Below are 11,384 nucleotides of genomic sequence, written 5' to 3'. Positions count from 1 at the left end.
GACGATCGACGTGCAGCCGATCCTGACGCCTGACAACTATATCGACGTGGTATTGCCGTTCATTCAATCGGCCAAGAGCCGGATCTACTTCCAGAACCAGAGCTTCAACACCAAGACGGTGGGCGACAACTATCGCCGGCTGCTGGATGCGCTGCTCGAAAAGCAGAAAGGCGGGCTCGACGTGCGCATCATCTTTCGCAGCTTCGGCTCCGAGGACCGCGACGTCATCACCAACGCCAAGGATTACGGCTTCGATACCAGTAAGATCCGCAAGCAGAAGAACTGCCATACCAAGGGGATCATCATCGACAGCGAAGCCGTTTTGATGGGCAGCCACAACTGGACGACAGCCGGCACCGGCTTCAACCGGGATGCGAGCCTGATCTTCTATGATGCCGAGATCGCCAAGTTTTACGAGGAAATCTTCCTCTACGACTGGAACCGTATCGGCCCGGCGAAAATAGATGAAAATCTGCCGCCGCCGGTCCTTGCACCATCAGGAGGGGAGACGGCGCCGCCGTCAGGCTACATTGCCGTCCCGCTTTCGATCGCGCTTGGGCGGTAACTTCGGAGCGGCACGAACGGCGATCGGAACGCGCAGGGGCTGCGCTTTCGAAGCAAAACATCCAGACGACAAATGGCGCCGTATCCGGCGCCATTTTATCATTTGCATGCCTCAGACTTTAGTGACGGGGCTCGATGGTCACCTCGCCGAACATGACGCCGCGCGTCAGTGGTTTGGCGAGGAAATCATGCGGGAAGCCGAGAACGATGGCGCTTGCTTCGGCCAGCCGGGTGCGGTGATCATCCGACAGGACAACATCGAGCGCACCGAGATTGTCTTCGAGCTGGGCCATCGTCTTCACGCCCATGATCGGCGAAGTCACGGCCGGGTTGGTGAGCGTCCAGGCGATCGCCACCTGCGCGGGCGTCTTGCCGATCTCGGCAGCGATTTCCTTCACGACCTCGGCGATGCCGAGGCTGCGCTCGGTCAGCGAACCGTTGCCGGCAGCGACATTCTTGCGGGTGCCGACGGCACTTGCGGTGCCACCGCCGATCTCGAGGTCGGCACGACTATATTTGCCGGTGAGGACACCCATGCCGAGCGGCGACCAGGGGATGACGCCGAGGCCGAGTTCAGCGGCCATAGGGATCAGTTCGCGCTCCACCGTACGTTCGATCAGGCTGTATTCGATCTGCAGAGCCACCAGCGGCGCCCAACCGCGAAGGTCGGCCAGCGTCTGCATGCGCGCGACCTGCCAGGCCGGCGTATCGGAAATGCCGGCATAAACGATCTTGCCGGCGGTGACGAGATCGTCCAGCCCGCGCATCACTTCTTCCACCGAGGTCGTGAAGTCCCAGGCATGCAGATAGAAGAGGTCGATGTAATCGGTGTTCAGCCGCTTCAGGCTGTCTTCCACCGAACGGACCATGCTGCGGCGGTGATTGCCGCCGGAGTTCGGATCCCTGGGGCGCGAGGTGATCGTGTATTTGGTGGCAATCACCAGTTCGTCGCGGCGGCCTTCGGCAAAGCGGCCGACGAGGGTTTCGGAGGTGCCGCCGGTATATTGGTTGGCGGTGTCGATGAAATTGCCGCCGCGATCGACATAGGCGTCGAACATGCGGCGCGCCTCCTCTTCATCCGCGCCCCAGCCCCAGTCGGTTCCGAAGGTCATGGCGCCGAGCGACAGAGGTGAGACGCGCAGGCCGGAACGGCCGAGGAGACGATAGCGGTCAAGGCACAATGTATCAGTCATGGATGATCTCCTGTGTTGCAGACAGAAGATGCGCCTTGCCGATACTGGTAACAATGCTACATTATCGGCATGGCTTCTTTAGAAAATAGAGCATAATGCGCGGCAGCGACTATGCGGAACTCAGGGCTTTTGCCGCTGTGGCCGAGCACGGTAATTTTGCCCGTGCGGCTGCCCGACTTGGCATATCAGCGTCGGCGCTCAGCCAGACGATCCGCACGCTCGAGGAGCGGATGGGTATCCGGCTGCTCAACCGCACGACCCGGAGTGTGGCACCGAGCGAGGCGGGCCGGCGGCTATTAACCCGGCTGTTGCCGGCGCTCGCCGATCTCGACCAGGCGGTGGCAGATATTTCGACGCTACGCGATACGCCGGCCGGGTTGTTGCGCATCAATGCGCCGCGCGTTGCGATCGTACACAGGCTGGCACCGCTGATTGCCCCCTTCCACGCCGCCTATCCCGATATCGTCATCGACATCATCGTGGATGACAAGCTCTCCGATATCGTTGCCGACCGTTTCGATGCCGGTATTCGGCTGGGCGAGATGGTGGAAAAGGACATGGTGAGCGTAAAACTCGGCGGCGAGATGCGGCTCGTCGTCGTCGCTTCACCTGACTATGTCGCCCGCCACGGCATGCCGGCAACGCCGCGTGACCTGCGCGACCACTCTTGCGTCGCTTCCCGCTGGCCGACGGATGGCAGCCTCTATCATTGGGAATTCGAGCGCGGCGATGAAAAGCTCGAAGTGGCCGTCTCGGGGCCACTCAGCACCACAGACAACGACCTGATGCTGCGGGCCATGCTCGATGGCATCGGCATCGGCTATCTCTTCGACTATCACGTGGCGGAACATATCACCGCCGGCCGGCTGGTGAGCATGCTCGACGACTGGACACCGCCCTTCTCCGGCTTCCATCTCTATTATCCGAGCCGGCGCCAGATGCCGCCGCCGCTGCGCGCCTTCGTGGATTTCATCGGCCGGCAGCGGGTTGCCTAAAGGCCTTGATCCCCCGGCGGAACCGGCAGCAACCCTTGCGCGTTGATTGCCGAAGCAATGGGGCTTCTGGGACTTATCGCACATGGGTATCGCCAACGGAATCCGGAAACAGGCAAACAAGATCCGCCTCGGCGAACGCCATACCAGCGCATGGGCACGAACGCTGCAGGAAGCTACAGAGGAGCTCCCACCGCCGCCGGTACCGGTTCGACGCGTCGAGAAGGACGGGCTCGATGTCAGCATGGCCTGGGCCATCATCGGCATCTTCGGCATCCTTGGGCTTGCCGCCGTCTACATGATGTCGCTGATCCTGATCCCGATCACGCTCGCCGTGGTCGTCGGCATGATCCTCGGCATGGCGGCAGAAAAGCTTTCAAAGCTGGGTGTGCCGCGGCTGGCCAACGCAGCGATTCTTTCTTTCTCCGTCGCGCTCGTCATCGTTCTGGTGGTCAATTCGCTTGCCGGCCCCCTGTCGACGATCGCCAATGAAGCGCCTGATTTCATCGAGAGCACCACTCAACGCATCATGCCCTATCTGGAGCGGATCGAATGGCTGCACATCACGCCCGCAACCTTCCAGAGCGGGCCGATGTCCATCGATGCGCTCCTGGAAAATACCGGCAATGTGCTTCATGTAGTGACGACGAACCTGACGCCGGCGCTCGTGCAGGGACTGATCTTCTTCGCAGCGCTTCTGCTCTTCCTCGCGAGCCGCGCGAACCTGCGCAAGACGATCATCATGACTTTCCGCAGCCGCTCCCAGAGGCTTGCCGCCATCCGAGTCATCAATGCGGTGGAACAGGCACTCGGCTTTTATTTCGCCACTGCCTCGCTGATCTATGTGGCGCTCGGCGTCGTCATGACTGTCATCGCCTATGCCGGCGGATTGTCCATGCCCGTGCTGTGGGGCTTCTTTGCCTTTCTTTCGAGCTTCATTCCTTATCTCGGCATCACGATGATGACCTTTGCCGTGGCCATCGCCGGGATCATGTCCCATGACGGCATCATCATCGGCCTCATTCCGGCGGCTGCCTTCTTCACCGTGCACCTCGTCATGGAGAACCTGATCTTTCCCGCCGTCATGGGCCGGCGGCTGGAAATCAATCCGTTCGTCGTCTTCCTCGCGATCATTTTCTGGACATGGATGTGGGGCGCCGTCGGCGCGATGCTGGCTCTGCCGCTCTCCCTAATCGTCATGACCATCATCGAGGAACTCGTGATCGAGGAAAAACCGCAGCCACAACTGCCGAAGTAATCGATAGCGACGGGATATGCCGATGCCATCCGATCTCGATCTCAACGAAGTCAACCACGACGACCTCGTGGGCGGCAGCTCGCTCTGGGGCAGGAATGGCAAGCGCCCGACCTGTTATCCGCTGAAACAGAGCTTCAAGACGGACATCGCAATCATTGGCGGTGGCATCACCGGCGCGCTTGTGGCGGAACATCTGACGGCGCGCGGTTTCTCCGTCGTCGTCATCGACCGCGAGCAGCCGGGGTTCGGCAGCACGGCAGCAAGCACAGCGATGCTGCAATGGGAGATCGACCGCACACTCGGCGAGCTGGAAATCCTCTATGGTTTCGAGCGGGCCGCCGCCATCTACCGCCGCAGCGCCGCTTCCGTCGCGGGGCTTGCCAAGCTGGTCGGCGCCCACGGCATCGTCTGCGGTTTCCGGCCGCGCAACACGCTCTATCTCGCCAATAATCATGAAGGCGCGCGCGAATTGCTGGACGAGTGGCAATTGCGCCGGCGGGCGGGGTTGCCGGGGCACTATCTCGAGCATCCCGATCTCTTCACCCAATATGAGTTCGATCGGGATGCGGCGATCCTTTCGCCCGGCTCCGCCGAGGCCGATCCCTTGCTTCTTACCTGGGCTCTGCTGCAGATCTCGATTTCACGCGGTGCGCGGCTGATCAATGCCTCGGTGAGCGCGCTTAACAGCGAAGGCAGGCATGTGACCGCGGTGACAGATGGCCCCTATGTGATCGAGGCGGGGCATGTGGTGCTGGCGACCGGCTATTCCATGCCCGGCCTCGACATGCCGAAGCTGCACCGCACGAGTTCCAGCTGGGCGCTCGCCACCGTGCCGCAGAAACCTGACGACCTCTGGCGCGACGGAACGCTGCTCTGGGAAGACAGCCATCCTTATCTCTACCTGCGCACCACCGATGATAACCGCATCATCGCCGGCGGCGAGGATGACGACACAATCGATCCCGGAGAGCGCGACCGCAAGTTACCCGCGAAGACCATGGCGATCCGGGAGAAACTGAAGCGCCTGTGGCCGAAAGCCGATATGCGGGTGGAGCATGCCTGGTGCGGCACCTTCGGGGAGACGGCGGACGGCCTGCCGCTGATCGGCCCGGTGCCTGGCATGGCAGGTATCTATGCCGCCTATGGCTATGGCGGAAACGGTATCACCTTCTCCTACCTCGCAGCACAGATGATCGGCGCGACGCTGGCCGGAACGCAACGCGAATGGTTCGAGGATTTCGCGCTCGATCGGGATGCGCCGGCTATGCGGAGTTTTGTGGCGAATTCGGTGCGTGCTGGGGAAGAGCTGAGGTAAGCCCCGCCCCTACTCAGTCGTTTTGTCGTCACCGGTATCGGCAACATCCTGCAGGCGGACGAACTCCGTGCCCTTGGCCTTGAGATCGACGAGCGCCTTGGCGACGCCTTCACCGGCTGCGTGGGTCGGCTGGTTGATGTGGGAAATGACGACGTCGCCGTCCTTTGCCGAGGAAATGCGCTTTTCCGTTACCGCAGCACCAAGCAGCGAGCCCCCGTCGCCATTCACGGAATAGCCAGCGATGCGATAACCCATGGCGCGGATCTGGCCGATGGCCGAGAGATCGTATTTGGCGGTCGAACCACGAAACCAGCGCGGTGCGGGAATGCCCGAAGCGACCATGGCAGCAGCACCGCCCTCCACCTCCTGCCTGACGGCCTCGGGCGAACCGGCAGATGCGATGCCATAGACCAGCACCGGCTTGTCGATCGCCGGAATGTGCTTCTCGCCGTGATTTTCCAGTTCGAAGAGATCGGGATTCTGCAGGAAGGCGGCAACCGCCTTCGGATTGCGCTTCAGCCAGCGCGCGGTCACGAAAATCGTCGCGGGAATGCGCTCATTGACGAGCGTGGACAGAATGCGCTCATCGGCCTCACCCATGCAGGCATCGAAGGTGAGCGCGACGCGGGCATGGCCTGATATGTTGGAACGGGCGATGTGCAGATGCGGCTCCACCAGCTTCGGACCTGCTGCTCCGGGCGGATGCTGCGGTACGACCGGGGATGTTTCCGCAGCAAATGCCGACGAGACGGCAGCAAGCAGCAGCGCGGGTGCAAGAAGAATACGGTTCATAAAGAATCAGATGCAGTTGATGTTCTAGTCAAACTTAAAGCAAAGCTGCAGACCAAGCCATGTGGCCTGATGCCGCCTGCAGAGGAATGGAAGGTGTCTCAATCTCCCCGCATTCCTGTGCCCGACACAAGATGACAGCGCCGGACCTTTGGGCGAGAGAGACACAAATCCCATCAGGAAACACGGGAGAGTGACGCTCAATCGTAGAGGTAATATTTCGTCCACTTATCCTTCGGCACCTTGTCACCGATCTTGTACTTCAGGTCACGCACATTGATGTGCTGCGGGCCGGTGATGCAGGTATAGGCAAGGTGGTACCAGTCGCCCTTGCTGCGGAAGACGGCGCCGGGAGCTTCCAGCCGGTCGTCGCTCGGAATCGGATCCTTGAAAGTGTAGGCAATCACCTTGTCCGGCCGGAAACCGGTGCCGTCCTTGTTGATGCGGCTCATGGCTTCGGTGTCGCAACTCTGTTCGAGGCGGGTGGCGGGATCGAGCTTTTCGAGCTGCTTCTTGATGGCAGGATCAACCGCAAAGGCGGAGGAAGCCGCAAGGCCGATGAGCGACATAAGCAGAACCAGACGTTTCGGCATTGCGGGGAAACCTTTACTGTTATGCATTCTTCATACTGCCGCCGACAGCATGCCGGGGCCTGACGAAGGTGTAATTTTCGCGCGGCGCTAGCGGACTTTCTTAAATATTGTGGTGACATCAAGGCAACGCGCCGGCCATCGTGTCTCGAGACGCTTCATTGCTTAAGCGCTTGATCCCGACCTGCCGCGTCTCTATCTCTTGCCCACCGACATCGCCCTCACGGAGCCTTCCTTGTCCGCTTTCAACAATCTGCCCGCCCCTCCCGCTGCCGAAAAAAGGCCTGTCTCCGACACGCGCCACGGCATTACGCGCACGGACGAATACGCCTGGCTGCGGGCCGAGAACTGGCAGGCCATGTTCAAGGATCCTTCCATCCTCGACCCTGATATCCGCAGTCATCTGGAGGCCGAGAACGGCTATATGAATGCGGCCATGGAAGATACCAAGCCGCTGCAGAAGGTGCTGTTTGCCGAGATGCGCGGCCGTATCAAGGAAGACGACAGCTCCGTGCCGATGAAGGACGGCGCCTATGCCTATGGCACCGCCTTTGTCACCGGCGGCGAGCAGCCGCGCTATTTCCGCATTCCGCGCGACGGAGACGTGAAGGACGAGATGCTTCGCGTCATCCTGCTCGATGGCGACAAGGAAGCGGGCGGCAAGGCCTATTTCCGTCTCGCCGGCATTGATCACTGCACGGACCATAGCCGCGGCATCTGGGGCTATGACGACAAGGGTTCCGAGTTCTTCACGCTCCGGGTTCGCGATCTGGCGACCGGCGAAGACCTGTCCGATGTGATCGAGAACACGGGCGGCGGCGGCGTCTGGGCGCCTGACGGCAAGAGCTTCTTCTATTCGGCGCTCGATGAGAACCACCGCCCCTCGAAGGTTTTCCACCATATTCTAGGCACGCCGCAGAGCGAAGATCGTCTGGTCTACGAGGAAGAGGATGCCGGCTTCTTCATGGGCGTCGGCGGCTCGCTGCTCGACGACTTCATCTATATCGATATCCACGACCATGAGACCAGCGAATACCGGCTGCTTTCGACCAAGGACCTGACCGCGGAACCGAAGCTGGTCGCCGCGCGCGAAGAAGGCATCGAATATTCGCTGACGGAGGGCGGTGATGTCTTCTACATCCTGACCAATGACGGCGGCGCCAAGGATTTCAAGGTCATGGAGGCGCCGGTTGACAGACCGGGCAAGGAAAACTGGCGCGAGGTCGTGCCGCACAAGCCCGGCACGCTCATCATCAGCCACATGGCCTATGCCCGCCACCTGCTGTGGCTGCAGCGCAAAAACGGCCTGCCGCAGATCATGATCCGCGACCGCCGCACCGGCGAGGAGCATGCGATCGCCTTCGATGAAGAGGCATATTCGCTCGGTCTTTCCGGTGCTGCGGAATACGAGACCGACGTCATCCGTTTCTCCTATTCCTCGATGACGACGCCCTCGCAGCTTTACGACTACAACATGGTCACCCGCGAGCGCAGGCTGCTCAAGACGCAGGAAGTGCCATCGGGCCATAATCCGGATGACTACGTCACCCGCCGCGTCTTCGCGCCGGCCTGGGACGGTGAGCAGGTACCGGTCACCCTGCTCTATCGCAAAGACACACCGCTCGATGGCACCGCGCCCTGCCTGCTCTATGGCTACGGTGCCTACGGCATCACCATCCCTGCCGGCTTCAACACCAACTGCCTGTCGCTCGCCGACCGCGGCTTCGTCTATGCCATCGCCCATATCCGCGGCGGCAAGGACAAGGGCTTTGCCTGGTACGAAGACGGCAAGATGGACAAGAAGACCAACACCTTCAAGGACTTCATCGCTGCCGCTGACTATCTGAATCAGGAGAAGTTCACGTCTTACGCTGGTATCATCGCCGAGGGCGGATCGGCCGGCGGCATGCTGATGGGTGCAGTCGCCAACATGGCGCCGGAGAAATTCGCCGGCCTGATCGCTGCCGTGCCCTTCGTCGACGTGTTGAACACCATGCTCGACGACACCCTACCGCTCACCCCGCCAGAATGGCCCGAATGGGGCAATCCGATCGAGAGCAAGGAAGAATACGAGCAGATCGCCGCCTATTCGCCCTATGACAATGTCGGCGCAAAGGCCTATCCGCCGATCCTGGCTCTCGGTGGCCTGACCGACCCCCGCGTCACCTATTGGGAGCCGACAAAATGGGTCGCGCGGCTGCGCGACAAGACGACGGGTTCCTCGCCCATCCTGCTCAAGACCAACATGGATGCCGGCCACGGCGGCGCATCCGGCCGCTTCCAGCGGCTTGAGGAAATCGCATTCGAATATGCGTTTGCGATCAAGGTGGCAGGAAAGATGTAAGATCGGGTGTGGCGTTCCCTGTGAACGCCACACAATCAATGGAGGGAGAAATGGCCGTCTATGTCGCGCTGCTGAGAGCCGTGAATGTCGGCGGCACCGGCTCTCTCCCCATGACCGAATTGAAGGCAATCTGCGAAGAGCTCGGCTTTGCCGATGCGAAGACCTACATCCAGAGCGGCAATGTTCTGTTCCGCTCGGATGAGGCAGAAAAGGTGGTCGAGGAAAAGCTCGATGCGGCTCTCGGGCGGACGATGGGCAAGCGGCCGGGCGTGATGGTGCGCAGCCGTAAGGAGCTCGATGCCATCGTCGCCAATGTGCCTTTTCCCCAGGCCAAGCCCAATTTTCTGTTGGTCTATTTCCTGCCCGAAGCAACGGCTTCCGATGCGCTGGAAAAGATGGTTGCGCCGGATGGCGAGGAGGCGAAGCTCGCCGGCCGTGAGATCTATGTGCATTATCCAAATGGTTCCGGCCGCTCGAAACTCAAGCTTCCGGTGCTGAAGCCGGGGACATCCCGCAACCTCAACACCGTTCGAAAGCTTGCAGAAATGGCGGCCGATCTGGAGGCCGGTGAAAGCTAGAGCATCTGGTATGCTGCAGCACTTTGCCTTTTACGCAAAACCGCTGCACCCATTTGCTGGAATTGCTTATGGCTGTCCGCCTCCGCCCGCTGCACCATAGACCTGACCGGTGGCGTAACTCGCATCGGCAGCGGCAAGCTGCACGTAGATCGAGGCAAGTTCGGCTGGCTGGCCGGGACGTCCGAGTGGCGTATTGCCGCCGAACTCGACCAGCTTTTCCTGTGTCGCGCCGCCACTCACCTGCAATGGCGTCCAGATCGGTCCGGGGGCGACGCCGTTCACCCGGATGCCTTTCGGACCAAGCTGCTTGGCCATCGATTTGGTGAAATTCATCATCGCCGCCTTGGTCATGGCGTAATCGACCAGATTGGCGGAGGGATCATAGGCCTGTTCGGACGTCGTCTGGATAATTGCCGAGCCTTCGCGCAGGTAGGGCAATGCCGCCTTCGTCAGCCAGAACATTGCATAAATGTTGGTCTTCATCGTCGCGTCGAAATCCTCGCTGGAAATATCCGAAAGCGACTGGCGCTGCTGCTGGCGTCCCGCATTGTTGACGAGAATATCAAGTCCACCGAGCTGGCGCACCGCGTCTGCGACGATCTTCCGGCAGAGTTCTTCATCCCTGAGATCGCCGGGCAGTGCCACGCCGATGCGCCCTTCCCTTTCGATCAGTTCAATGACCTCGCGGGCATCCGGCTCTTCATCCGGCAGGTAACTGATCGCAACATCGGCCCCTTCGCGCGCATAGGCGATTGCCGCCGCACGGCCCATGCCTGAATCGCCGCCGGTAATCAGCGCCTTGCGGCCCGCAAGGCGACCACTGCCCTCATAGCTCGTCTCGCCATGGTCCGGCTTCGGCTCCATATCGCGTGCAAGCCCTGGAAAGGGCTGGGTCTGCGAGGGAAAGGGTGGCTTCGGAAACTTGCCGCGCGGATCATGGATCGTCTTGCTGTTGCTGCTCGGGCTGTCCATTGCCTGTTCTCCCTGCGATTTACACTGCGGGCATAACAGTGCGGGCACCTATCGGTTCCCTGCAGGGAGAAAACGTCGTGGTAGCGCCTATAGCCGGCCGCTGCCGCCGCCGGCTGCGCCATAGATCTGGTCGTGCCTGACGGCAACAAGCGGCGACTCGATTGCCGGCAGGAAGAGCATCTTGACGAAGATGCGCAACATCAGCACCTGTTCGGCAAGCGTATTCGGCTCCTTCAGCGTCTTGGAGAGAACGATCCCGCCCTCCAGGACCGAGGAAACCATGTCGGCAAGCTGGTCGACATCGACTGGCTCGCGCGGAGAATAGACCGCCATGATCTCGCGGAACATACGGCCGAAGCGGCGGCGCCAGGCGAGGACGGCGTTGCGGTTGGTATCCTGTATCTCGTGGTCGAACAGCCGCTCGTAATAGCAGACGGTCGCCACGAGGCAGCCGGGATGGCCGTTCGGCAGATCGGAGAGCAATTCGGACAAAAGCTTCAGACCAAGCAGGAAGGACTGTAGCGGATCGTCCATCAGATCGCGCGCACGGCTGAAGATCTCGTCGTAGATGCGTTCGTCATTTTCGATGTAGCGGTTGAGCAACGCCTTCGCGAGCTCGTTCTTGTCCTTGAAGTGGTAGAAAAAGCCGCTCTTGGTGATGCCCGTCTCGGCGATCAGCTCCTCGATGGAAGTGCCGCCGAACCCCTTCTGCAAGACCGCTGCTTCTGCCACATCAAGGATGCGATTCCGCGTTTCCTCGCCCTTTCGCATGTTCCCCTCCTGTACTCG

The 11,384-nt window shown here is 60.9% G+C and carries 11 protein-coding genes; 6 read left to right on the top strand and 5 right to left on the bottom strand.

Annotated elements, in window-relative coordinates:
* Positions 1-565, top strand: a 565-nt coding sequence (locus AC1D35_RS10505) for a phospholipase D-like domain-containing protein (RefSeq protein ID WP_477938574.1), incomplete at its 5' end; no start/stop codon positions are given.
* Positions 566-683: 118 nt separating this feature from the next.
* Here the strand turns inward: AC1D35_RS10505 and AC1D35_RS10500 are convergent.
* On the bottom strand, positions 684-1,757 hold the full coding sequence (locus AC1D35_RS10500) for an aldo/keto reductase (protein WP_113311743.1): 1,074 nt from the start codon (positions 1,755-1,757) through the stop codon (positions 684-686).
* Between the two features lie 95 nt (positions 1,758-1,852).
* On the opposite strand from AC1D35_RS10500, the gene AC1D35_RS10495 reads away from it, so the two are divergent.
* The 3 genes from AC1D35_RS10495 (at position 1,853) to AC1D35_RS10485 (ending at position 5,322) form a co-directional block, all read left to right on the top strand.
* Positions 1,853-2,752 carry a LysR family transcriptional regulator gene (locus AC1D35_RS10495; protein ID WP_113311742.1) on the top strand — a complete coding sequence of 300 codons (900 nt, stop codon included), beginning with the start codon at positions 1,853-1,855 and terminating at the stop codon, positions 2,750-2,752.
* Positions 2,753-2,834: 82 nt separating this feature from the next.
* A complete protein-coding gene (locus AC1D35_RS10490; RefSeq protein ID WP_113300305.1) occupies positions 2,835-4,007 on the top strand; it encodes an AI-2E family transporter in 1,173 nt (390 codons plus the stop codon).
* A 22-nt stretch (positions 4,008-4,029) separates the two neighbouring features.
* Positions 4,030-5,322, top strand: coding sequence for an FAD-dependent oxidoreductase (locus AC1D35_RS10485; protein ID WP_113311741.1), 1,293 nt, complete (start codon positions 4,030-4,032; stop codon positions 5,320-5,322).
* 9 nt (positions 5,323-5,331) lie between these two features.
* Here AC1D35_RS10485 and AC1D35_RS10480 read toward each other — a convergent pair whose 3' ends face one another.
* A complete protein-coding gene (locus AC1D35_RS10480) occupies positions 5,332-6,114 on the bottom strand; it encodes a polysaccharide deacetylase family protein (protein ID WP_113311740.1) in 783 nt (260 codons plus the stop codon).
* A 197-nt stretch (positions 6,115-6,311) separates the two neighbouring features.
* Complete coding sequence (locus AC1D35_RS10475) at positions 6,312-6,704, bottom strand: DUF930 domain-containing protein (RefSeq protein WP_113300302.1); 393 nt, start codon at positions 6,702-6,704, stop codon at positions 6,312-6,314.
* Between the two features lie 232 nt (positions 6,705-6,936).
* Between AC1D35_RS10475 and AC1D35_RS10470 the strand changes: the two genes are divergently transcribed.
* Together AC1D35_RS10470 and AC1D35_RS10465 are read left to right on the top strand one after the other, a co-directional pair.
* Entirely contained in the window at positions 6,937-9,045 is a 2,109-nt protein-coding gene (locus AC1D35_RS10470; RefSeq protein ID WP_113311739.1) for a S9 family peptidase, read from the top strand.
* A 50-nt stretch (positions 9,046-9,095) separates the two neighbouring features.
* On the top strand, positions 9,096-9,623 hold the full coding sequence (locus AC1D35_RS10465) for a DUF1697 domain-containing protein (protein ID WP_113311738.1): 528 nt from the start codon (positions 9,096-9,098) through the stop codon (positions 9,621-9,623).
* Positions 9,624-9,689: 66 nt separating this feature from the next.
* On the opposite strand, the gene AC1D35_RS10460 is transcribed toward AC1D35_RS10465, so the two are convergent.
* Together AC1D35_RS10460 and AC1D35_RS10455 are read right to left on the bottom strand one after the other, a co-directional pair.
* Positions 9,690-10,595 (bottom strand): SDR family oxidoreductase, encoded by a 906-nt coding sequence (locus AC1D35_RS10460; protein WP_113311737.1) that lies wholly within the window; start codon positions 10,593-10,595, stop codon positions 9,690-9,692.
* 87 nt (positions 10,596-10,682) lie between these two features.
* Positions 10,683-11,366, bottom strand: a complete 684-nt coding sequence (locus AC1D35_RS10455) for a TetR/AcrR family transcriptional regulator (RefSeq protein ID WP_113311736.1) — start codon at positions 11,364-11,366, stop codon at positions 10,683-10,685.
* Positions 11,367-11,384: the final 18 nt, after the last annotated feature.

The organism is Rhizobium sp. P1_E6 (assembly GCF_056405875.1).
Note: the sequence above shows the minus strand (reverse complement) of the source record. Positions and strands in the feature narration are given on the sequence as shown.

Excerpts from the sequence above, each read along its gene's own strand:
- AC1D35_RS10485 (WP_113311741.1), top strand. The coding sequence starts at position 4,030 with ATGCCATCCGATCTCGATCTCAACGAAGTCAACCACGACGACCTCGTG.
- AC1D35_RS10495 (WP_113311742.1), top strand. The coding sequence starts at position 1,853 with ATGCGCGGCAGCGACTATGCGGAACTCAGGGCTTTTGCCGCTGTGGCC.
- AC1D35_RS10475 (WP_113300302.1), bottom strand. The coding sequence starts at position 6,704 with ATGCCGAAACGTCTGGTTCTGCTTATGTCGCTCATCGGCCTTGCGGCT.
- AC1D35_RS10500 (WP_113311743.1), bottom strand. The coding sequence starts at position 1,757 with ATGACTGATACATTGTGCCTTGACCGCTATCGTCTCCTCGGCCGTTCC.
- AC1D35_RS10460 (WP_113311737.1), bottom strand. The coding sequence starts at position 10,595 with ATGGACAGCCCGAGCAGCAACAGCAAGACGATCCATGATCCGCGCGGC.
- AC1D35_RS10455 (WP_113311736.1), bottom strand. The coding sequence starts at position 11,366 with ATGCGAAAGGGCGAGGAAACGCGGAATCGCATCCTTGATGTGGCAGAA.
- AC1D35_RS10465 (WP_113311738.1), top strand. The coding sequence starts at position 9,096 with ATGGCCGTCTATGTCGCGCTGCTGAGAGCCGTGAATGTCGGCGGCACC.
- AC1D35_RS10490 (WP_113300305.1), top strand. The coding sequence starts at position 2,835 with ATGGGTATCGCCAACGGAATCCGGAAACAGGCAAACAAGATCCGCCTC.
- AC1D35_RS10480 (WP_113311740.1), bottom strand. The coding sequence starts at position 6,114 with ATGAACCGTATTCTTCTTGCACCCGCGCTGCTGCTTGCTGCCGTCTCG.